This is a genomic window from Salipaludibacillus neizhouensis, from assembly GCF_002886185.1.
GTDB lineage: Bacteria > Bacillota > Bacilli > Bacillales > Salisediminibacteriaceae > Salipaludibacillus > Salipaludibacillus neizhouensis.
This window is the reverse complement of the sequence record NZ_KZ614147.1, coordinates 358,857-380,359: the sequence shown is the minus strand read 5'-3', so window position 1 is coordinate 380,359 and position 21,503 is coordinate 358,857. Positions and strand designations below refer to the sequence as shown.

23 protein-coding genes are annotated in these 21,503 nt (G+C 39.8%); 22 read left to right on the top strand and 1 reads right to left on the bottom strand.

All coding sequences use genetic code 11. The features are described from left to right. Nucleotides 1-135 precede the first annotated feature (135 nt). From CEF18_RS18835 to rsmI, 8 genes are all read left to right on the top strand, one after another. Entirely contained in the window at nucleotides 136-1,578 is a 1,443-nt protein-coding gene (locus tag CEF18_RS18835; protein WP_183041213.1) for an aminotransferase class I/II-fold pyridoxal phosphate-dependent enzyme, read from the top strand. A 12-nt stretch (nucleotides 1,579-1,590) separates the two neighbouring features. Further along, nucleotides 1,591-2,226, top strand: a complete 636-nt coding sequence (gene tmk, locus CEF18_RS18830; protein WP_110938065.1) for a dTMP kinase — start codon at nucleotides 1,591-1,593, stop codon at nucleotides 2,224-2,226. A gap of 152 nt (nucleotides 2,227-2,378) precedes the next feature. After that, nucleotides 2,379-2,708 carry a cyclic-di-AMP receptor gene (locus tag CEF18_RS18825; protein WP_110938064.1) on the top strand — a complete coding sequence of 110 codons (330 nt, stop codon included), beginning with the start codon at nucleotides 2,379-2,381 and terminating at the stop codon, nucleotides 2,706-2,708. A gap of 34 nt (nucleotides 2,709-2,742) precedes the next feature. After that, complete coding sequence (gene holB, locus CEF18_RS18820) at nucleotides 2,743-3,732, top strand: DNA polymerase III subunit delta' (protein WP_110938063.1); 990 nt, start codon at nucleotides 2,743-2,745, stop codon at nucleotides 3,730-3,732. A 3-nt stretch (nucleotides 3,733-3,735) separates the two neighbouring features. Beyond that, on the top strand, nucleotides 3,736-4,551 hold the full coding sequence (locus CEF18_RS18815; protein ID WP_110938062.1) for a PSP1 domain-containing protein: 816 nt from the start codon (nucleotides 3,736-3,738) through the stop codon (nucleotides 4,549-4,551). A 26-nt stretch (nucleotides 4,552-4,577) separates the two neighbouring features. Next, entirely contained in the window at nucleotides 4,578-4,943 is a 366-nt protein-coding gene (yabA, locus tag CEF18_RS18810) for a DNA replication initiation control protein YabA (protein ID WP_110938061.1), read from the top strand. A 122-nt stretch (nucleotides 4,944-5,065) separates the two neighbouring features. Further along, a complete protein-coding gene (locus tag CEF18_RS18805) occupies nucleotides 5,066-5,797 on the top strand; it encodes a tRNA1(Val) (adenine(37)-N6)-methyltransferase (RefSeq protein ID WP_310793594.1) in 732 nt (243 codons plus the stop codon). Between the two features lie 24 nt (nucleotides 5,798-5,821). Further along, complete coding sequence (gene rsmI, locus CEF18_RS18800; protein WP_183041214.1) at nucleotides 5,822-6,712, top strand: 16S rRNA (cytidine(1402)-2'-O)-methyltransferase; 891 nt, start codon at nucleotides 5,822-5,824, stop codon at nucleotides 6,710-6,712. 71 nt (nucleotides 6,713-6,783) lie between these two features. Here rsmI and CEF18_RS18795 read toward each other — a convergent pair whose 3' ends face one another. Continuing rightward, nucleotides 6,784-7,071 carry an AbrB/MazE/SpoVT family DNA-binding domain-containing protein gene (locus CEF18_RS18795; RefSeq protein ID WP_110938059.1) on the bottom strand — a complete coding sequence of 96 codons (288 nt, stop codon included), beginning with the start codon at nucleotides 7,069-7,071 and terminating at the stop codon, nucleotides 6,784-6,786. A gap of 735 nt (nucleotides 7,072-7,806) precedes the next feature. Here CEF18_RS18795 and metG point away from each other — a divergent pair. The 14 genes from metG (at nucleotide 7,807) to CEF18_RS18725 (ending at nucleotide 21,478) form a co-directional block, all read left to right on the top strand. Then, complete coding sequence (gene metG / locus CEF18_RS18790; protein WP_110938058.1) at nucleotides 7,807-9,816, top strand: methionine--tRNA ligase; 2,010 nt, start codon at nucleotides 7,807-7,809, stop codon at nucleotides 9,814-9,816. A 78-nt stretch (nucleotides 9,817-9,894) separates the two neighbouring features. Then, entirely contained in the window at nucleotides 9,895-10,662 is a 768-nt protein-coding gene (locus CEF18_RS18785) for a TatD family hydrolase (RefSeq protein WP_110938057.1), read from the top strand. Between the two features lie 218 nt (nucleotides 10,663-10,880). After that, nucleotides 10,881-12,101 carry a G5 and 3D domain-containing protein gene (locus CEF18_RS18780; RefSeq protein ID WP_110938056.1) on the top strand — a complete coding sequence of 407 codons (1,221 nt, stop codon included), beginning with the start codon at nucleotides 10,881-10,883 and terminating at the stop codon, nucleotides 12,099-12,101. 182 nt (nucleotides 12,102-12,283) lie between these two features. Continuing rightward, entirely contained in the window at nucleotides 12,284-12,877 is a 594-nt protein-coding gene (gene rnmV, locus CEF18_RS18775) for a ribonuclease M5 (RefSeq protein ID WP_110938055.1), read from the top strand. Further along, nucleotides 12,861-13,757, top strand: coding sequence for a 16S rRNA (adenine(1518)-N(6)/adenine(1519)-N(6))-dimethyltransferase RsmA (rsmA, locus tag CEF18_RS18770; RefSeq protein WP_110938054.1), 897 nt, complete (start codon nucleotides 12,861-12,863; stop codon nucleotides 13,755-13,757). The genes rnmV and rsmA overlap by 17 nt, the downstream gene beginning before the upstream one ends. 48 nt (nucleotides 13,758-13,805) lie before the next feature. After that, nucleotides 13,806-14,681: a sporulation peptidase YabG gene (gene yabG, locus CEF18_RS18765; RefSeq protein ID WP_110938053.1), complete on the top strand. Its 876-nt coding sequence runs from the start codon at nucleotides 13,806-13,808 to the stop codon at nucleotides 14,679-14,681. 173 nt (nucleotides 14,682-14,854) lie between these two features. Then, nucleotides 14,855-15,109, top strand: a complete 255-nt coding sequence (locus CEF18_RS18760; RefSeq protein ID WP_110938052.1) for a Veg family protein — start codon at nucleotides 14,855-14,857, stop codon at nucleotides 15,107-15,109. A 151-nt stretch (nucleotides 15,110-15,260) separates the two neighbouring features. Beyond that, nucleotides 15,261-15,431, top strand: a complete 171-nt coding sequence (locus CEF18_RS18755; protein WP_110938051.1) for a small, acid-soluble spore protein, alpha/beta type — start codon at nucleotides 15,261-15,263, stop codon at nucleotides 15,429-15,431. Nucleotides 15,432-15,584: 153 nt separating this feature from the next. Continuing rightward, nucleotides 15,585-16,448 (top strand): 4-(cytidine 5'-diphospho)-2-C-methyl-D-erythritol kinase, encoded by an 864-nt coding sequence (ispE, locus tag CEF18_RS18750; RefSeq protein ID WP_110938050.1) that lies wholly within the window; start codon nucleotides 15,585-15,587, stop codon nucleotides 16,446-16,448. A 149-nt stretch (nucleotides 16,449-16,597) separates the two neighbouring features. Then, on the top strand, nucleotides 16,598-17,425 hold the full coding sequence (gene purR / locus CEF18_RS18745) for a pur operon repressor (protein ID WP_110938049.1): 828 nt from the start codon (nucleotides 16,598-16,600) through the stop codon (nucleotides 17,423-17,425). A gap of 320 nt (nucleotides 17,426-17,745) precedes the next feature. Beyond that, nucleotides 17,746-18,036 carry a septation regulator SpoVG gene (gene spoVG, locus CEF18_RS18740; RefSeq protein WP_110938048.1) on the top strand — a complete coding sequence of 97 codons (291 nt, stop codon included), beginning with the start codon at nucleotides 17,746-17,748 and terminating at the stop codon, nucleotides 18,034-18,036. A 270-nt stretch (nucleotides 18,037-18,306) separates the two neighbouring features. Beyond that, nucleotides 18,307-19,671 (top strand): bifunctional UDP-N-acetylglucosamine diphosphorylase/glucosamine-1-phosphate N-acetyltransferase GlmU, encoded by a 1,365-nt coding sequence (gene glmU, locus CEF18_RS18735; RefSeq protein WP_110938805.1) that lies wholly within the window; start codon nucleotides 18,307-18,309, stop codon nucleotides 19,669-19,671. 71 nt (nucleotides 19,672-19,742) lie between these two features. Next, nucleotides 19,743-20,693 carry a ribose-phosphate diphosphokinase gene (locus CEF18_RS18730; protein ID WP_110938047.1) on the top strand — a complete coding sequence of 317 codons (951 nt, stop codon included), beginning with the start codon at nucleotides 19,743-19,745 and terminating at the stop codon, nucleotides 20,691-20,693. A gap of 149 nt (nucleotides 20,694-20,842) precedes the next feature. After that, nucleotides 20,843-21,478: a 50S ribosomal protein L25/general stress protein Ctc gene (locus CEF18_RS18725; RefSeq protein ID WP_110938046.1), complete on the top strand. Its 636-nt coding sequence runs from the start codon at nucleotides 20,843-20,845 to the stop codon at nucleotides 21,476-21,478. Nucleotides 21,479-21,503 lie beyond the last annotated feature (25 nt).

Below are 21,503 nucleotides of genomic sequence, written 5' to 3'. Positions count from 1 at the left end.
ATAGTAAACTTAAAGGCTGCATTTCTTTATATACAGACCTAGACAATTTAACCAAAGAGAATGAGTAAAACAAGAGATAATTTTTAGATGATTCGTTATAATAAATGGAGGAATAATTTTGAGAAGAGGAATTCGATGGACCAACAACTTACACCACTTTTTGATCAATTAAACAAACATAAGGATTCCAGACCTCAGTCTTTCCACGTACCTGGGCATAAAAATGGACGAGTCTTTTTAGAGAAGGCAAGACCGGCATATGAACAAATACTAGCATTCGATCAAACAGAAATTCAAGGATTGGATGACCTTCATGATGCGACTGGGGTAATTGCCGAAGCACAACAGCTTGCTGCCGAATTATACGGCTCAAAGACTACCCATTTTCTGGTGGGTGGCTCTACGGTCGGTAATTTAGCGATGATGCTATGTGTAGCTGAGCCTGGAGATCAGGTGATGGTTCAACGAAATAGTCATCAATCTATATTTCATGGAATGGAGCTTGCTGGTTTAAAGCCAGTTTTCCTTGAACCAGAGAGAGATGAGGCTACTGGAATTGCTTTAGGGGTGTCTATGACAACAATCAAACTAGCGATGAGTAAGTACTCTGGTGCAAAAGCTGTCTTCTTAACGAATCCTTCCTACGAAGGGTATGGCCAAGATTTAACGCTGCACGTGCAGGCGGCGCATGAAGCAAACATGATTGTTTGTGTGGATGAAGCACACGGGGCCCATCTCATCATAGATCATCCTTCGTGGCCTGTGAGCTCATTGAAGGCAAGGGCTGATCTGGTTGTACAGTCGGCACATAAAACATTACCGGCTATGACAATGACATCTTTTTTACATAATAATAGTGAACGGATAAATAGCGATAAAATACGCTTATATTTACGGATGCTTCAATCAAGCAGTCCTTCCTATCCACTGATGGCTTCACTAGACGTTGCGCGCGCATATTTAGCCTCTTTTGAGATTTCTGATTGGAACCAGTTAACTGCAAAGATTGCTGAATTAAAGGAGTGCCTAGGCGGTGGCGATGGTTGGGGTCAGACCCCCCATAAATTAGGAGATTATGTGCAAGATCCGTTGAAGCTTGCTTTTGTGACGCCGTATCGGGATGCAGCAATAGGTTGGAAAAATCAATTGAAGGCACGTGGTGCATTTCCGGAGCTTGTTTCTCCGGGGCTTTTGTTGTTTACGCTGCCACTAAATGCGGATGCGATAGATGTAGACAATTTGAGATCGATGTTAGAGCAAATTCTTCCGGTCAAAAACAAAAAACGTGGTCATCTTAGTAGAAATACAGCCCAACCGAAAGAGCTTATTTCAGAGCTGGCACTTTCTTATCAAGAGATGAGAGAAAGAAAAACAGTCTTGATTCCTTGGCAGGAAAGCGAAGGGAAAATAGCAGGAGAGACGATTGTACCATATCCACCAGGAATTCCATTAGTTTTAGCTGGAGAACGTATTAGAGAAGATCAACTAGAGACTCTTGCGAAATTGATTAATGAGGGATCATCATTTCAAACAGGGGACAGTTGGGTTTATAATGGTATAACGATATTTTTAGAATGAGGAGAATGAGATGTGCGTGGTTTATTTATAACGTTTGAGGGTGGTGAGGGAGCTGGTAAGACAACAGTTCTGAAAATAGTCAAGGAAAAACTAGAAGAAGAAGGATATGAGGTCGTCTCTACGCGGGAGCCGGGAGGCAGTGTCATCGCTGAAAAAGTGAGAGAAGTTATACTTGATCCGGAACATACGGAGATGGATGCCCGAACGGAAGCACTTCTATATGCAGCTGCTAGGAGACAACATTTAGTGGAGACGGTCATACCACAACTGGAACTAGGAAACATCGTTTTGTGCGATCGGTTTATAGACAGTAGTCTTGTTTACCAAGGTGTAGGTCGCCAAATAGGTGTGGATGAGGTATTACAATTGAATTTGTTTGCAACAGAGGGGATGATGCCTCATATGACGTTGTATTTTGATGTCACCCCGGAAGTGGGACTAGCAAGAATTAATAAACATAGTGGTCGGGAGTTTAATCGATTGGATCAGGAATCGATGGCTTTCCACGAACAAGTAAGAAAAGCGTATCTTGCTTTGCAGAAAAAGGAACCCAAGAGAATTCACACGATAGATGCCTCAGAGGAAATAGAGGAAGTCGTTCAAAAAACATTGCAGGAAATCGAGCACTTTTTGGAGAAGGAAGCATAAGAAATAATGTAAATAGATTATTTGTTGTTATAATAAGAAAAGAAGAGATTCCTTATTTCTACTAATACAGGTAAAAGCGGAGTCAAATAGTTTTAAAAGAGACATTATACGTTATGTATTTAACAAATAGTGCTTATAGGGAGGTCAATACCATGAAATTAATTATGGCTGTCATTCAAGATAAGGATAGTAACAGATTGTCAGACGCCCTTGTAGAGAAAGAGTTTCAGGCGACAAAGCTTGCCAGCACGGGGGGATTTTTAAAGGCTGGGAATACGACCTTTATGATTGGTGTGAAGGATGCTGAGGTAGACAAGGCACTGGAAATCATCAAGGAAAACTGTGAGTCGCGTGAACAGCTTGTCGCACCTATTTCGCCGATGGGCGGGAATGCGGATTCATATGTACCGTATCCTGTGGAAGTTCAAGTCGGTGGGGCAACTGTATTCATCTTACCTGTTGAGCAATTTGAGAAGTTTTAGTTAGGTGTAAAGACCGAAAGAAGAGGGATCCATCATGAAGACTTGGGAAGACATAGGAGAAACACAATCAACCATAGCTAAAATATTGAAAAATAGTGTGCTGAAAAACAGACTCTCTCATGCCTATGTTTTTGAAGGTGGTCGTGGGACGGGGAAAAAAAACGTTGCAGTTCTTTTAGCAAAAACTTTTTTTTGTAAGGAAAAACTGGAAGCTGAGCCTTGCCAGCAGTGTCGAGATTGCAAACGGATTGATTCAGGTAATCATCCGGATATTCATCTGATTCAGGCGGATGGCTCATCCATTAAAGTAGATCAGATAAGAGAATTGAAAAAGGATCTTAGTTTAAGAGGGATGGAGTCCAGAAAGAAATTTTACATTGTGGAAGAAACCGAAAAAATGACTCCAGCAGCCGCGAATAGCATTCTGAAATTTCTGGAAGAACCTGATGGGGAAGCGTTAGCTATTCTGTTAACAACCCATGTGCAAAGAATTCTGCCAACAGTACTTTCCCGCTCACAAGTTCTTTCATTTGCACCCTTACCTCCTGATAAATTTATTGAGAAATTAGTCGAAAATAGTATTCCAGAAAAAGATGCCAGAGTAATTTCACAAATAACCTCTGATTTGGAAGAGGGAATCCAATTATGTCAGGATAATTGGTTTGCGCAAGCTAGGAGCAAGGTGATACAATTAACGGATGAAGTATCTTTGCGTCCAAAGAACGCATTTATCACTCTGCAGGAAGAGTGGATGCCTTTTTTCAAAGAAAAGTCAGAGATCCAGCTAGGTATTGATTTAATTATGATATGGTATCGAGATGTGATCAGGATGCAAGTTGATCAAACAAATCAGCTTGTTTATATAGACCAAGAGGACAAGCTTCAAGATCAAGCGTTGAAGCTCTCGCAACGAAAGCTGGGAAATAACCTCCAGGCGGTGATGGATGCGAAGCGTCGTTTGGACGCAAATACCGCTCCCCAGCTTTTAATGGAGCAATTGCTTCTTCGGTTACAGGAGGGATAACACGTGCATCAAGTAGTAGGTGTTCGATTTAAGAAAGCTGGGAAAATATATTATTTTTCTCCTAGCGACTTTGATATAAAGTTACACGACTATGTTATCGTAGAAACTGCTCGTGGGGTGGAATTCGGTAAGGTAGTTATCGGCATGAAAGAAGTAGAAGAACAGGATGTCGTTCTACCGTTGAAAAACGTCCTCCGATTAGCTACGGAAAAAGATAAGCTGATTGTGCAAGAGAACAAACAAGAATCGCAAAGTGCGTTCAAAGTTTGTTCTGCAAAAATCAATGAGCATGATCTTGATATGAAGCTCGTAGATGTCGAGTATACATTCGACCGCAACAAAGTATTATTCTACTTTACTGCAGATGGCCGCATTGATTTCCGTGAACTCGTGAAGGATTTAGCATCTGTTTTCCGTACACGAATTGAGTTAAGACAAATTGGTGTGCGTGATGAAGCGAAGATGCTCGGGGGAATTGGTCCTTGTGGGCGTATGCTTTGCTGTTCAACGTTTTTAGGTGACTTTGAGCCTGTCTCCATTAAAATGGCGAAGGATCAAAACCTATCCCTGAATCCTACTAAAATTTCTGGACTTTGCGGAAGACTAATGTGTTGTTTAAAATATGAAAATGACACGTATGAATCTGCGAAGAAAGAACTTCCCGACCTCTATGAGAAATTAGAGACAAGTTATGGCAAAGGAAAAGTAGTAGGATTAAATATGTTGGAACGTCTTGTTCAAGTAGAAATTTATGAGTCAGGACAGGTGATTGAATTTTCCTTAGAGGAGCTCCTAAATGAGGGAGTGATCACCACGTAAACCACGGATAATGAGGTGTGGGAATCGTGAACAAGAATGAAATTTTCGTCCGTGTAAGTCATATGGAAGAACGGATTGGCGGCCTGCATCATGAATTAGGCGAACTGAAAGATCAATTGGCGTTACTTCTTGAAGAAAACACTCATTTACAAATGGAAAACGAACATTTACGTGATCGTATGACCAGAGAATCGGAGGCAAGAGAGCTTGCAAAGGAATCTGCAGCTGATGAAGGTGAGACGAAAGACCGGATTCAACCTGGTTTTGGCGAAGGTTATGATAATCTAGCGAGACTTTATGAAGAAGGCTTCCATATTTGTAATTTACATTATGGGAGTATTCGAAAAGAAGGAGATTGTCTTTTTTGCCTTTCGTTTCTAAACAAGAAGTGAGAAACCGTAAGTCTTTCCGTTGTATAACGGAAAGGCTTTTTTTCTCAGGACAAGCTATGAGACGAAGCGACCGGTGAAGACAAGTATCACAACTCATATAAGGGTCGGGAGGAAGGGAATAAGTGGAGGAAAATGAAAGACTAGACTATATGCCGGGCGGGAATCGCTTTATATATCAGAGGAAAGATGTTTTTGCATTTTCTATGGATGCGGTGCTTTTAGCTAAGTTTGTGAAAGTGCCGGTTCCTCAAGGTAAGATCATGGACCTGTGTGCTGGAAATGGAGCCGTTCCATTAATGATGACATTGCGAACAGAGGCAAAAATTGATGCTGTAGAAATTCAGGAGCTTTTATGTAACTTGGCAAGTAAATCAATGGTACATAATGGAGTCAGTAATCAGGTACGGGTTATCCATTCGGATATTCTTTTGTTAAAGGAAGAGGTGGCTTGGGAAACCTATGATGTGGTCACGTGCAACCCACCTTACTTTCCAGTTACTTCTGAGAAAGGAAAAAACAAGGACAAGCCTTTTTCCTTAGCTAGACATGAAGTGGCCTGTACACTAGAGGATGTGATTCACGTTTCTTCTAGATTAGTTAAACAAAAGGGAAGAGTGGCCCTTGTTCACCGTCCCGAACGGGTGGCAGATGTGTTTGCATTGATGAAGCAATATCGAATAGAACCAAAGCGGATCCAATACGTACATCCAAAAGCAACAAAAGACGCAAATATGGTGATGGTGGAAGGTGTGCGGGAAGGTAATCCCGGAATCACGACTTTACCGCCATGGATTGTTTATGACGATGTTAATCAGTTTACGGAAGTATTTAAACATCATTATGAGAAAGATTAGATATTTCGAAAGGAGGGGTTTATCGTGTTGAAGGAACAACGTAGTTTTCAAAAAGGAAATGAAACTGGAACACTGTATGTGGTCCCGACACCGATTGGTAACTTACAGGATATGACCTTTCGGGCTGTGGATATTCTGAAAGAAGCAGACATTATTGCGGCTGAGGATACAAGACATTCGAAGAAGCTTTGTCATGTGTTTGATATTGGTACGCCACTTATAAGCTACCATGAGCATAATAAAAAAGAGCGTGAAGGAGAGTTAGTTGCGCGCGCTCAGCGAGGGGAAGTAATTGCACTCGTAAGTGATGCCGGGATGCCGGCAATATCTGATCCAGGGGCAGACCTTGTAAAGCGGTTTATCGAAGAGGGTTTAACCGTTGTAGGGCTGCCAGGCGCAAATGCTGCTGTGACATCTCTTGTTGTCTCAGGTCTGCCGACGGACGCTTTTACCTTCATCGGATTTCTTGATCGAAATAAAAAACATCGAAAACAAGTGTTAGAGCAATGGAAAGGCAGTCCATCTACATTAATTTTTTATGAAGCACCTCATCGATTGAAAGAAATGCTTAAAGCAGTAGAAGAAGTGTTGGGAAACCGTAACATTGCTTTATGCCGTGAGCTTACGAAACAGTATGAAACAATTCTTCGTGGAACTGTGGAAGAATTAAAGGACAGGTTGTTGGAAGAGGCTGTAAAGGGTGAATGTGTGGTAGTCATCGAAGGCGCTACAGAAGAAGAACAAAAGGCGTTAGAAGATGTTCCTTGGTGGGTAGAAGTTTCGTTGATAGATCATATTCAAAAGTTGATGGACGAAGGAGAAACATCAAAGCAAGCAATTAAATCTGTAGCGGTTGAACGAGGAATTCCTAAACGAGAGGTATATCAAGCCTTTCACGTTGAGGAAGAGAATTAGAATGAATCGCCTGAAAATAAAATGCCTTCAAGAGAAGTGTTCACTTCTCTTGAAGGCATTTTATGTATTTATTACTTTTCTTGCTTTGCAATATAGTTATCAAGCTCTTTTAAAATTTCTTTTGCACCGATTGGGCTTAAGATAATTTTACCGTTAGCAATAGAAAGGTTATCATCAGAAACCTCTCCAGTTACTTGACAGGTCATATTTGGCTTGTACTTCTTCAAAATAATACGATCGTCATCAACATAGATTTCAAGTGCATCTTTTTCTGCAATATCTAAAGTACGACGAAGTTCTATTGGAATTACCACCCGTCCTAGCTCATCAACCTTACGAACAATACCTGTAGATTTCATTATAAAAAATCTCCTCTCACATAGTTAATCTCTTTTTTGTCTCTATCACAGGTGATATACCAGTGTCATTATTCGACAAAATTCTCTTAAGATTAGAATACCAAGTCTTCCAAAAGAAGTCAATTAAAAAGTGTTTATTACAAAAGTATTCTAACAAACTATGTCGGGAAATACTAATCTATCAACTGTTTCCATAAAAAAGAAAATCTAATGTTTTGAAGCTGCTTTAGTTAAGTAAGGGACTATATATTAGTAATGGAACTAATTCGACAAAAAAAGACTAAATATTATTCGGTGTACCCTGTCTTCATGGATACCTTGACAGTATTGACTTCGTTCGGTATATTTTGTAGAGATAATAAAATTATAAACTATTTCTGATGAAAAGATGAGTAGGGAGCAAAGCTTATACCAGAGAACCGGAATTGCTGAAAACCGGTTAAGCTAAACTTTTGAAGATGGTCTTAGGAGGATTTGGTTTCCGAGCTAGAGATGCTGCTTGTAAGAGCATGGTCTCAGTAAAGAAATCACGGGCTGTTCGTTATACAGTAGTTTGCTGATTAGAGGATATAGTTCGAATCCTATTCAGCAACTTGGAGGTCAATGATCGTTGTCATTGATAAATCTGGGTGGTACCGCGTGAGATATACTCTCGTCCCATTGTATTGGGGCGGGAGTTTTTATGTTTTTTCACGGACGATATAGGAAATGATGATACTAGAGGAGGCTTTAACGATGAAAAACGAGCAAAAAACGTTTTACTTAACAACCCCAATTTATTATCCCAGTGCAAAGTTGCATATCGGTCACGCCTATACGACAGTTGCAGGCGATGCAATGGCACGTTATAAACGTCTAAGAGGCTATGAAGTAAGGTTTTTGACAGGGACAGATGAACATGGTCAGAAAATAGAACAAAAAGCAAAGGAAAACGGGGTTAGTCCACAGCACTTTGTTGATGGTGTTGTGAAAGATATTCAAGAGTTATGGAAAAAGCTTGATATATCCTATGATGATTTTATTCGGACGACGGAAGAACGTCATAAAATAGTAGTAGCAAAAATTTTCGATCAGCTGTTAGAACAAGGTGATATTTATTTAGATGAATATGAAGGCTGGTACTCTATCTCTGACGAAACATTTTACACTGCACTTCAATTAGACGATAAAGAATATGATGCAGAAGGAAATATTATTGGTGGGAAGAGTCCGGATAGCGGACATCCAGTCGAAAAAGTTCGCGAAGAATCGTATTTCTTTAGAATGAGCAAATATTCAGACCGGTTGTTGAAGTTTTATGAAGAAAACCCTAATTTTATTCAACCAGAGTCTCGAAAAAATGAAATGATCAATAATTTCATCAAGCCAGGACTTGAAGATTTAGCGGTATCAAGAACCTCATTTGACTGGGGGGTAAAGGTAAACAAGGATCCAAAACATGTCGTGTATGTATGGATCGATGCTCTTTCCAATTATATTACCTCACTCGGATACGCAAGTGATGATGAGACGAATTATCAAAAATTCTGGCCGGCAGATGTCCACCTAGTAGGAAAGGAAATTGTCCGATTCCATTCGATCTATTGGCCGATCATGCTGATGGCACTTGACCAACCACTGCCGAAAAAAGTATTTGGTCACGGTTGGCTTCTTATGAAAGACGGAAAAATGTCTAAATCTAAAGGGAATGTTGTAGACCCTGTGCCATTAATCGAGCGATACGGTCTAGATGCACTAAGATATTACCTTTTACGTGAAGTTCCATTTGGATCAGATGGCGTATTTACACCGGAAGGCTTTGTCGACCGCATAAATTATGATTTGGCAAACGACTTAGGAAATCTCCTTAATCGGACGGTGGCCATGATTAATAAGTATTTTGATGGAAAAATATCTGCATACATTAAAGACGCTACGCCATTTGATGCTTCACTTGTAGATCTTGTCGATGCGACTGTTGAAAAAGTAGAGGATTCAATGGAAGATATGGAGTTTTCTGTAGCATTAACAGCGATCGGGCAGCTTATTAGCCGCACGAATAAATACATTGATGAAACGCAGCCGTGGGTGTTGGCTAAAGATGGAGAAGCAAAAGATCAACTAGGTTCGGTGCTGCACCACCTGGTGGAATCATTACGCCAAATTTCCATTCTTCTTCAACCGTTCTTAACCAAAACACCTAAAAAAATCTGGAGCCAACTTGGTATTCATGAAGAGTTGACTGCTTGGAATACGTTGAGAGTATTTGGTCACATTAAAACTGGAACAAAGGTCGTTTCCAAAGGGGAACCGGTTTTTCCTCGCTTAGACTTCAACGAAGAAGTAAAAGCTATTGTTGAAATGATGGGAGGAACAGTTGCAGCAAAAGAAGATGACAATCAAAAGGTTGGTGCTTCTGAAGAAATGGATATACCAGAGGTTGATGAAATTACGATCGATGATTTCAGTAAGGTAGATTTACGGGTTGCAGAGGTTATTTCTGCGGAAAAGGTAAAAAAGACGGATAAACTTCTTAAAATCCAATTGGACCTGGGCTATGAGAAACGCCAGGTTGTCTCAGGGATTGCGAAGCATTACGATCCAGATCAGTTAGTTGGTCAAAAAGTTATCTGTGTCACCAATTTAAAACCCGTGAAACTTCGCGGGGAGCTTTCTCAAGGAATGATATTAGCAGGATCGGCAAATAATGAATTGTCATTAGCGACTGTTGGAAAAGATCTTCCGAATGGTTCTCAGGTGAAGTAGACGATTTATCAAACTAGAGTACACCCTTCCATTAAATACTGGAGGGGTGTTCGTATAGAAATTAGGAGGATTACAGTCATGTTATTTGATACTCACGTACACTTAAATGCCGACCAATTTGAAGAGGATGTAGAAGAGGTAATACAAAGAGCAAAAGATACTGGTGTGGAAAAAATGGTCGTTGTAGGATTTGATGAAAAGACAATCAATAAAGCGATGACACTAGTAGAGAATTATGATTTTTTGTATGCGTCTGTCGGATGGCACCCCGTTGACGCCATTGATTGCACGGATAAATACCTTAATTGGATTGAGGAACTAGCAAGCCATCCTAAAGTTGTAGCTATTGGAGAAACCGGACTTGATTACCATTGGGATAAGTCGCCGAAGGACATTCAAAAAGATATATTTCGAAAACAAATTCATTTAGCTAAACGGGTAAAACTTCCTATTATTATTCATGATCGTGAAGCCCACGAAGATATTGTCCAAGTGCTGCAAGAGGAAAATGCGGGGGAAGTTGGGGGAATCATGCACTGCTTTGCTGGTGATATGGAAATCGCAAATGCATGTTTGGATATGAATTTTCATCTCTCGTTTGGAGGTCCGGTCACATTTAAAAACGCGGTTTTACCGAAAGAAGTAGTGAAAGAGGTGCCATTAGACCGTCTACTCATTGAAACTGATGCCCCTTTTCTTGCTCCTCATCCGAATAGAGGAAAGCGGAACGAACCTGCATATGTAAAGTTAATCGCAGAGAAAATTGCAGAATTACGGAATATAACGTATGAGGAGTTAGCAAGTGCAACGTCGGCAAATGCGAAAAAACTATTCGGGGTAACCTGACAAAATGCGTGAGGCAAATCTGGCCAATACGATTGTGCTGTGCTCCATTTCTCTGAATTACTACAAAGTCCTTCGAAAGAATTCAATCCAATTGTCGAACACTTTTTCTTTCCTTTAGTCAAGAGGGGTTCCATAATGACTAGGATAGAGTTCTCATATTCGGTTGACAAGGTGAAAAGACAGGGGTATAATTCAGGTCGCAAAGGAGGGGTTCAGCCATGAATCAATGGATGAAGCAGCTTTCCAGTAAATTTTCATGGAAAAAGCTTGCGGTATCCAGCGTGGGGCTCCTAACATTGATGAGTATTATAGCATTTGCTATCTATGAGGTAACAAAAGCAGAAGTAACGGTGGAAGCGGATGATGATTCGATATCGACGCACACTCACGCATCAACTGTTGGTGAGGTTTTGGAAGAACAAGATATCGATGTAACGAAACATGATTACGTCGAACCACCTGTAGATACAGAAATTAAGGAAGAAATGTCGATTGAATTCAAACAAGCCCAAAAAGTTGTGGTTAGTCTTGACGGGGAACTCAATAAAGTTTGGACAACGAAGCAAAGCGTCGAAGGCCTTCTGGAAGAATTAGAGATTGAGGTTCATAAGCATGATATCGTCGATCCGAATCTAGAAAACTCTCTCAATGATGTTAATGTTGTAAAATTCAATTCCGCTTTTCAAATAACAGTAATAAGTGACGGAGAAGAAAAGGAAGTATGGACAACCTCCACAACGGTCGCTGACTTTTTAGAAAAAGAAAAGATAACTTTAAATAAACTCGATCGCGTAGAACCTGCTGAAGATGAGCAACTTGAAGGTACGGGGAAAGTAAATGTGGTTCGAGTAGAAAAAGTCACCGATGTTGTGGAGGAAACTGTTAATTTTGGCACTGTCACGAAAAATGACTCCTCCATAGACCAAGGATCTGAGGAAGTTATTCAGAAGGGTCAAGAAGGTAAAATTGAGAAACAATATGAAGTTGTTATCGAAGATGGAGAAGAAGTGTCAAGAGACTTGGTGAAAGAAAATGTCGTGCAAGAGAGTGAAGATAGAATTCTCGTCGTTGGGACAAAGAAAGCGGCGCCTAAAACCGTTTCAAGGGGATCCTCTTCCAATTCTTCTAGCTCGGCTAGTTCTTCAAGTGGGTCATGGCGTTCGTTTACAGCAACAGCCTACTCGGCCTTTTGCAATGGCTGTTCAGGAGTCACAGCGACAGGAATTAATTTAAGAGAGAATCCAGGTAAAAATGTTATTGCGGTTGATCCGAGTGTTATTCCTCTAGGGTCACGAGTAGAAGTAAAGGGGTATGGAACATATATTGCTGGAGATACCGGCGGAGCGATCAAAGGTAATAAGATAGATATATTTATGCCTGACAAAAGTAAAGTTCAGTCTTTCGGTCGTCAGTCGGTACAAATTCGTGTTTTGGACTAATAATTAGGTTAATAGAAATTTTTGAAGGGGTGACTCATAAGTCATCCTTTTTTTATATGCTATTGAGATTGTCTCTTTTTTCTTCTTTTTATGATCTATACTATAATAGATGAAGGAGTGTAATACTGGTTTCATAAATATAGTAATTTAATTTATATTATGGCTATTGGAAGGGCAGATATATGGAATACCGTAGAATTGATGAAATGATCGTAGTGGAAGGAAAGAATGATACGAATAGGCTAAAACGATTCTTTAAATGCGATACAATTGAAACAAATGGATCAGCAATTTCCGGTTCAACACTTGAAAAAATAAAATTAGCTTTGGATCGAAGAGGGGTGATCGTATTTACAGATCCCGATTACCCTGGTGAAAAGGTTCGGAAAACAATTAATGAATACGTCCCTGGCTGTAAGCACGCTTTTTTACCGAGAGAAGCGGCCATTGATCATCGTCGAAACAAGATTGGGATTGAGCATGCAAACGAACATGAACTTTATCAGGCACTCCTTTATGCGAAAACGTCATTTGAGAAGGTTCCAAATGGAGCGGAGCACGACGGAATTAGCCGGGAGGACCTTCATACAGCAGGATTGATTGCTGGTCCGGAAGCGAAACAAAAGCGGGAACTCCTTGGTAAAGAATTGAAAATTGGGTATACCAACGGAAAACAATTATGCAATCGACTCACGCAGTTTCACATATCATCGGATGAATTTTCACAAGCATTGCGACTAGTAGAAAGGAAGTTAGACTATGACAAGCACGAATAAAGATATTGCGACGCCAAAACGAACCCAAGAAATTCTGAAAAAATACAAGTTTTCTGTTAAAAAAAGCTTAGGCCAGAACTTTTTAATTGATCCGAATGTACTATCGAATATTGTCCGTGCAGCGGGGTTAACGGAAGATTCAGGTGTGATTGAAATAGGTCCTGGTATAGGAGCATTAACAGAGCAATCAGCTAGATCAGCAGAACGCGTATTAGCATTTGAAATTGATCAACGTTTGCTTCCCATACTAAAAGATACGTTATCCCCATATCCGCACGTGGAAATCGTACATAAAGACGTATTGAAAGCTAACTTGTTACAGGAAGTACAGCGTTATTTTAAACCGAATCAAGATATTGCTGTGGTCGCTAATTTACCGTATTATGTAACGACACCAATTTTGATGAAGTTATTAGAAGAAAAATTACCAATTAGGGTGATCGTGGTTATGCTGCAAAAAGAAGTGGCAGAGAGAATAGCGGCAAGTCCTGGCTCAAAAATATATGGATCCTTATCGATTGCTGCACAATATTATGCGAAGGCAGAAACTGTTTTTACTGTCCCAAAAACAGTTTTTGTTCCTCAGCCGAATGTTGATTCCGCGATTCTACGTTTGACGAGAAGAGAAAAGCCTCCTGTAGATGTCATAGATGAAGACTTTTTCTTTGAATTTGTGCAATCTTCGTTTGTACAGCGTCGAAAAACTGTCTTAAATAATTTAAGTGTATTCTTCGAGGAGAAGTTAGATAAGAGTGACGTGGCAACCATATTAGAAGAAAATGGAGTGGACCCGAAGAGACGAGCAGAATCCATATCTATGGAAGAGTTTGCGTTTTTGTCTAATGAGTTTTTCCATCAAGTGAAGGCTACCGGGAAGTAGCACTAGAAGCCCCCTTTGCATAACCTACCGAAGAAGGGGGTGTTTTGTGTGGAAGATATAAAGGTTGGTCAGATAGTCGGCAGAGCATCGTATGATTGCGATGTCATGTTCCGCATTCATCGAATTAAAGGGAACGAAGTTGAGTTGCACGGGGAAGAGATCCGATTAATTGCTGACGCACCCTTGGATGATTTGATTATCTTGGAAGATGAGGATCGAAAAGAGCGGAAAAAGAAAGATAAGTTAAAAGAAGAAAGTTGCTATCATCTTTTTCGACAAGAGAGAAAGCTCATTCGTGAAAAAAATGAATTTGATATGACTGCTGGATATACAAAAAAAAACAATCATTTTGAGATGCCGGGAAAAGTACTCCATATTGATGGGGACCCGATATATTTGAAAAAGTGCACTCAGGTGTACGATAAATTAGGAGTTCCCGTTTATGGGGTGCATTTGGCTGAAAAGGAAATATCGACGCAAGTGGCCTCTTTAGTGGAAATGATACGTCCTGATTTATTAGTTATTACAGGACATGATGCTTACAGTAGCTCAAAAGGCAACTTGGATGATCTTAAAGCCTATCGGCATTCAAAACATTTTGCCGATGCTGTGAAAGAGGCAAGAAAAGTAGTGCCTTACATGGATCATTTAATGATATTTGCTGGAGCTTGTCAGTCTCATTTTCAATCGATCCTGAAATCTGGGGCAAACTTTGCCAGTTCACCGGAAAGAGTAAATATTCACGCCTTGGACCCCGTTTATCTTGTTTCAAAAATTAGTATGACGCCATTTAATGAGAGAATAGGGATGTGGGAAATATTAAAAACAACCATTTCCGGAGAAAAAGGATTAGGCGGATTGGAATCATATGGTAGCCTAAGAAGAGGATTCCCCAATTACTCACCTCAAGTAAAGGAGGAGTGAAGGGGCGTATACCTTGGAATTACAGACAAGTAAGTGCTTACAGAGATCTAAATTAAATTATATAAAATGTGGATAAATCTATTGACACTGTAACTGAGCATTGTTATAATTTTAGTTTTATTTGACTGTTGTCCATCGATGTGATATACTGGTATTTAAGTGAGGTGTGGTGGATGGCTAAAACGCTATTAGAAATCAAAGAAGCACTACAAGCCAATGTGGGTAAGAAAGTTAAGATCCAAGCTAATGGAGGACGTAAGAAGATGATTGAACGTTCGGGCTTGCTTGAAGGAATTTATCCTGCAGTATTTACGGTAAAGTTGGATCGAGACCAACATTCCGTTGAGCGACTTTCTTACAGCTACACAGATGTGCTGACAGAAACGGTTAAACTAACACTACCAGACGAATTGCCGGAAGAAGCATAAATTTAAAAAACAGCTATCCAATGGAGCTCTTTGGATAGCTGTTTTTTATTGTTTTTTTTTACCCATGTATCCAATCATTGTTATCGTAAAACCTTTTATAGCGGGAAAGACTAAGGCTTGTCGCAATAATTTATAAAAGGGGATGCTGCCGATGAGTAGACGAAGAGGACTTATGTCAGAATCTTTTAAAGAGGAACTGGCGAAGGAACTTGGTTTTTACGATACAGTCAAGAAAGAAGGCTGGGGCGGAATTCGGTCCCGTGATGCTGGGAATATGGTGAAACGGGCTATCGAATTAGCAGAACAACGGTTAGGTAAGTAACAAAAAACTTATTGCGGCGTGAAGGAGTTAGGGGGCAACCTCTATACTTCTTCTTTTTCTTGTTCGATTTGCTCAGCAAAATAAGGTAGTATGGAGGATAAAGAAGTGGTAAAATAGCAAAAGTAGATTTGACGGAAAAAAGCAGGTGAGTTCATGTATAGGGTGGTAAAAGCTCCAGCGAAAATTAATTTGACGTTGGACGTATTAAGAAAACGAAGTGATGGTTATCACGATGTAGAAATGATTATGACAACGATTGATCTAGCAGATCGTATTCATTTAACACTAATCGATGAAAACAAAATAATTGTCGAAGTAACGGAAGGACAAGTCCCAAGTAATAAACAAAACTTAGCCTACCAAGCTGCACAGCTGTTAAAGGATCAGTTTTCGATTACTTCGGGTGTCAAAATATTTATAGAAAAGGTAATTCCAGTCTCAGCCGGATTAGCCGGTGGAAGCACCGATGCGGCAGCAGTGTTGAGAGGACTTAACGACATGTGGGATTTGCAATTATCTTTAAAGGAACTTGCTCAAATAGGTCTGCAAATCGGATCGGATGTTCCTTTCTGCGTGTACGGAGGAACTGCAATTGCAAGAGGAAGAGGAGAAGATCTTACTTTTTTACCTTCACCACCCCCTTGTTGGGTTATTTTGGCGAAAACACCTCGAGGAGTTTCAACGAAGGATATTTATGAAGGTTTAGACTTAAATAACATGAGATCTCCTGACACGGAAGGGATGATTTCTGCGATTGAAAAAAAAGATTTCCAAGGCATATGTAGAAGGCTCGAGAATGTCATGGAGCCAACAACGTTTCTGTTAGCCCCGGATGTGGAATATATTAAAGAAAGTCTAGTGAGATTTGGTGCAGAAGGAACAGTAATGAGTGGCAGTGGTCCAACTGTTTTTTCGTTAACAATGAGTAAAGCGAAAGCGGACCGCTTGTATAATGGTCTGAAAGGATTTATGGATCGTGTGTTTGTTGTTCGATTAATTGGAGGACGGCAGGAATAAAGAGACCATCGAGTAAAAAATTATAACAGATGATAGTTTTTTAAAGTTTGCAATGCAGCTTTTCTTATATACTTTGACAGTCTCCCTTGTTAAACCCGGATAAAAATGATATATTACTGTTAAAATATTCGGATTTTACGGAGGTAGCTATGAAATTTCGCCGAAGCGGTCGTTTAGTGGATATGACTCAATATTTACTATCAAACCCACACCAGTTGATCCCACTTACTTTTTTTGCTGAGAGATATGAATCAGCTAAATCCTCGATAAGTGAAGATATAGGAATAATTAAAGAAGTTCTTGAGATGAATCGTTTAGGAAATGTGGAAACGTCAGCTGGAGCCTCAGGTGGAGTTACATTTGTTCCTACGGTCGACGAAAAAGAAGCGACCGACCTTATTGATCAACTTCTTGTCCAGTTACAAGATCCTAGCAGGTTACTTCCTGGCGGTTATTTGTACATGATGGATATCATTGGGGATTCTTCACTTACCCAACAATTAGGGAGAGTTTTTGCGTCATATTACCGGAAGGAAAAAATTGACGTAGTGATGACAATGGCTACAAAGGGGATTCCCCTTGCCTATGCAGTCGCTCAGCACTTACATGTACCCGTATCGATTGTTCGACACGAACAGAGGATAACAGAAGGATCGATCGTGAGTATTAATTACGTCTCGGGTTCAACGAAACGCATCCAGACGATGTCACTTGCCCGTCGTAGTTTAAAGCCTCATTCAAATGTATTAATTGTTGATGACTTTATGAAAGCTGGAGGGACGATTCGTGGGATGATGGATTTAGTCCAAGAGTTTCAAGCAAATGTAGCAGGAGTCGGTGTTTTAACAGAAGCCATACATGAAGAGGAAAAACTCGTTAGCGACTATACATCTTTAACAAAGCTATCTCACGTTGATGTAAAGGCGAAAACGATACAAGTAGAGAGAGGCAATATATTTGACCGCTCTTTATCTTAATAGAACACCAGGCCTAACATCTGCTTATTTAGCGGATGTTTTTTTTGTACTGCATGAGTATGTCTTTGAGTTTTGTTGTTTAATGCTCAGTCGGATCTCGATTGGATCATTCTTACACAGAAGTTTTCACTGATTCTTCCAAGCATAATTTTTTAATAACAGTTTACGTAACCGTTTTCGAAGTAGTAGTTAAGCATATTGACAATTTAATTTATTTGCGAATATTTTAGTTTTTTTATTTAAAAAAAGAAGGATTTTTCAATTTAATAGCGAAACGAGTTAACAGGAACTATTTAAATGGGATAAAGGTGGTGGCAGAAATGGAAGTAACAGATGTGAGACTTCGCCGTGTTAGTACGGAAGGTCGAATGTTAGCGATTGCATCTATTACCATCGACGACGAGTTCGTCGTTCATGATATTCGTGTCATAGATGGTAATAATGGTTTATTTGTGGCTATGCCTAGCAAGCGGACACCAGATGGGGAATTCAGGGACATTGCACATCCAATTTCATCTAAGACCAGGGAAAAAATTCAACTGGCAGTGATGACGGAATATGATCGTGCAAAAGAAGAAAATGAAGAATTTGAAGAAGCAGGAGCATCATAAAGCTAATAAATGTGTAAACTTAGCCGGCTGTAATTTGGCTAGGTTTTTTTTTGATTTATATTAATATACAGCACACACCTTGAACTATGTTAAGTACTTATCATTAGAGTTCCTGTGATTTACATGCAGGTGCTGGAAATAAAGGGTTTTTAAGGTTTAATTTCTTGTCGGTTTTCAAGAAGCTTACGCTTTTTCTCTTGTGATAGGTTGAAATCAAGGGTAATATAGGATATATTCATAATGGAAAATCAGGCCTTGGAGGGTATGAAAATGACGAAGCGATATGCAGTGATATTAGCTGCAGGAAAAGGTACCAGAATGAAATCTGACCTTTATAAAGTACTACATCCTGTATGCGGAAAACCAATGGTGCAGTATATTGTTGATGTGTTGCAACGTTGTAAAGTGGATCAAATGATAACGGTAGTGGGCCACGGTGCTGAAAAAGTAAGAGACCAATTAGGGAACGCTAGTGAATATGCAATTCAAGAAAAACAGCTCGGCACGGGGCATGCAGTTATGCAAGCAGAAAATACATTACATAAAAAACAAGGTACTACGATTGTTGTTTGCGGAGACACTCCCCTATTAACGCAGGAAACAATGAATGAATTAATGGATTTCCATGAATCAAAGCAAGCAAAAGCGACCATCTTGACAGCTTATGCGGATAATCCGACTGGATATGGACGTATCATAAGAAATGAGCAACAAAGTGTCGAAAAAATAGTCGAGCATAAAGATGCATCGGAAGTAGAAAAAGAAGTAAAAGAAATTAATACAGGTACCTATTGTTTTGATAATGAGTTTCTTTTTAATTCATTGCAAAAAGTGGGTAATGATAATGTACAGGGTGAGTATTATTTACCGGATGTGATAGAGATTCTACAAAAGCAAGGCGAAGCAGTAGAAGCATATCAAACAGCGGATTTTAATGAGACAATGGGTATAAATGATCGTGTTGCATTGAGTGTAGCGGAGAAGTGGATGAAAAAACGGATCAATGAAAGATGGATGAAAGAAGGCGTCACTATTATTGACCCGGATCAGACATATATCTCACCTGAGGCCACTATTGGAAAGGATACCGTTCTTTACCCCGGAACAGTGATACATGGTAATACAATCATCGGAGAGCGATGTCATATTGGGCCACACAGTGAGTTGAAGGAAAGCGCTATAGGTGATGAAACTGTCGTAAAGCAGTCTGTAGTTCATCAAAGTGATGTAGGGAAACGAGTATCTATCGGTCCGTTCTCACATTTGCGTCCTGAAACAAAACTAGGAAATCAGGTTCGGGTTGGAAACTTCGTGGAATTAAAGAAGGTTTCCATGGGTGATGAAAGCAAAGCCTCTCATCTCAGTTATTTAGGAGATGCACAAATTGGTGCAGGTGTGAATGTTGGTTGTGGTGCTATTACAGTTAATTACGATGGTACAAATAAGTATTTAACAAAAATAGGGGACGGAGCTTTCATCGGTTGTAATTCTAATTTAATTGCACCTATATCAATAGGCGAAGGTTCCTATGTTGCAGCCGGCTCTACGATTACAAATGATGTCCCTGGAGAGTCTCTTGCTATTGCAAGAGAGCGCCAGACGAATAAAGAAGGTTATGTGAAAAATAAAAAGTAACCACAGACAGGAAGCAAAGGACACACTATAACTCTGATTCACTGTTAAATTAAATGGAGGTTTTCAAAACGATGGCTCAGTACAAAGATAAGAAGCTTAAAGTATTTACGTTGAGTTCAAATCCCGATTTGGCACATGAAATCACACGTGAAATTGGAGTAGAAATGGGTAAAAGCTCGGTACAGAGATTCAGTGACGGCGAAATCCAAATTAATATTGAAGAAAGTATTCGTGGATGCGATATTTTTGTGATCCAATCTACTTCCTCTCCTGCAAATGAGCATATTATGGAACTGCTTATTATGATTGATGCATTGAAACGGGCGTCTGCAAATACTATTAATATTGTGATGCCGTACTATGGTTACGCAAGGCAAGACAGAAAGGCAAGATCGAGAGAACCGATAACGGCAAAGCTTGTAGCAAACCTCTTGGAAACAGCAGGGGCAACCCGAGTAATTTCTCTTGACCTGCATGCAACTCAAATTCAAGGGTTCTTTGATATTCCAGTAGATCAACTCCTTGGTGTGCCGATTCTAGCTAGCTACTTTGAGAAAAAAGACTTGGGTGATACCGTAATCGTTTCCCCTGATCACGGTGGAGTTGTACGAGCACGTAAATTAGCTGATCGTTTAAAAGCGCCTATTGCAATTATTGACAAACGCAGACCAAAACCCAATGTGTCCGAAGTCATGAATATTGTTGGGAATGTGGAAGGAAAGACGGCAATAATTATCGATGATATCATTGATACTGCTGGCACGATGACACTGGCAGCCAGCGCCATCATCGAAAAAGGTGCGAAAGAAGTGTATGCTTGTAGTACACATCCAGTTCTTTCTGGACCAGCTATCGAGCGAATAGGAAATTCACAAATCAAAGAACTTGTTGTTACCAATTCGATTGCATTACCTGAAGAAAAGCGTATTCATAACCTTACGCAATTATCGGTAGGACCACTTCTAGCAAAAGCAATTGTCCATGTCTATGAGGAACGATCTGTCAGCTATTTGTTTGATTAAGTAACTTAAGTTACAAAATGCTCAGAAAATGTTATGCTTAGGTGAGATTTTCTAATAGGAAGTTTCTTTCTATTGAAAAAATACGTTTTAATGTTTTGTGATATGGGTAAACAAGTGAAAGACCTAAAAAATGATAAGGGTGAGTGTATATGACTACAACATTACAAGCAGCAGTAAGAGAAGACTTAAGAAATTCAAGATTGGCAAAAATTCGCAATCAAGGGAATATCCCTGCGATAGTATATGGTAAAACATATGAAAGTAAGGCTGTTTCCGTGCAGGAGATTGCATTTATTAAAACATTGCGCGACCAAGGAAAAACAGGTGTTTTTAAGCTTGAACTAGATGGCGAGAAAACAGACGTAATGATTTATGATATGCAGGTAGATCGTATTAAGAACCGTGTTCTTCATGTAGATTTTTATGCGGTTGATATGAAGGTTGAAATGGATGCAGATGTTCCTGTACATGTAATAGGAGAATCAATCGGTGTTAAAGAGGGTGGCGTTCTTCAGCAAGCGGTACATGAGCTTTCCGTTCGTGCCTTGCCAAAGAACTTACCTAATTCTATCGATGTAGAAGTGTCTGAATTAGATATAAATGATTCTATCCAGGTGAAAGATCTAAAGAGTGGTGCTAAATTTGAATTTAATAACGAGCCAGAAGAAGTTGTTGTTTCTATCCTAGCGCCTTCTGAAGAGCCGGAAGAATCTGAAGAAGAAACAGAAGAAAAAGAGCCTGAACTTGTTGGTTCTGAAGATAAAAAGGAAACGGAAGACAAATAAAATATCGTTTGAGGGTATAACCACT

Coding starts and splice junctions, on each gene's coding strand:
- CEF18_RS18835 (WP_183041213.1), top strand. CDS start 136: ATGGACCAACAACTTACACCACTTTTTGATCAATTAAACAAACATAAG.
- CEF18_RS18825 (WP_110938064.1), top strand. CDS start 2,379: ATGAAATTAATTATGGCTGTCATTCAAGATAAGGATAGTAACAGATTG.
- holB (WP_110938063.1), top strand. CDS start 2,743: ATGAAGACTTGGGAAGACATAGGAGAAACACAATCAACCATAGCTAAA.
- CEF18_RS18795 (WP_110938059.1), bottom strand. CDS start 7,071: ATGAAATCTACAGGTATTGTTCGTAAGGTTGATGAGCTAGGACGGGTG.
- metG (WP_110938058.1), top strand. CDS start 7,807: ATGAAAAACGAGCAAAAAACGTTTTACTTAACAACCCCAATTTATTAT.
- CEF18_RS18785 (WP_110938057.1), top strand. CDS start 9,895: ATGTTATTTGATACTCACGTACACTTAAATGCCGACCAATTTGAAGAG.
- CEF18_RS18780 (WP_110938056.1), top strand. CDS start 10,881: ATGAATCAATGGATGAAGCAGCTTTCCAGTAAATTTTCATGGAAAAAG.
- rnmV (WP_110938055.1), top strand. CDS start 12,284: ATGGAATACCGTAGAATTGATGAAATGATCGTAGTGGAAGGAAAGAAT.
- rsmA (WP_110938054.1), top strand. CDS start 12,861: ATGACAAGCACGAATAAAGATATTGCGACGCCAAAACGAACCCAAGAA.
- CEF18_RS18760 (WP_110938052.1), top strand. CDS start 14,855: ATGGCTAAAACGCTATTAGAAATCAAAGAAGCACTACAAGCCAATGTG.
- CEF18_RS18755 (WP_110938051.1), top strand. CDS start 15,261: ATGAGTAGACGAAGAGGACTTATGTCAGAATCTTTTAAAGAGGAACTG.
- ispE (WP_110938050.1), top strand. CDS start 15,585: ATGTATAGGGTGGTAAAAGCTCCAGCGAAAATTAATTTGACGTTGGAC.
- purR (WP_110938049.1), top strand. CDS start 16,598: ATGAAATTTCGCCGAAGCGGTCGTTTAGTGGATATGACTCAATATTTA.
- spoVG (WP_110938048.1), top strand. CDS start 17,746: ATGGAAGTAACAGATGTGAGACTTCGCCGTGTTAGTACGGAAGGTCGA.
- glmU (WP_110938805.1), top strand. CDS start 18,307: ATGACGAAGCGATATGCAGTGATATTAGCTGCAGGAAAAGGTACCAGA.
- CEF18_RS18730 (WP_110938047.1), top strand. CDS start 19,743: ATGGCTCAGTACAAAGATAAGAAGCTTAAAGTATTTACGTTGAGTTCA.
- CEF18_RS18725 (WP_110938046.1), top strand. CDS start 20,843: ATGACTACAACATTACAAGCAGCAGTAAGAGAAGACTTAAGAAATTCA.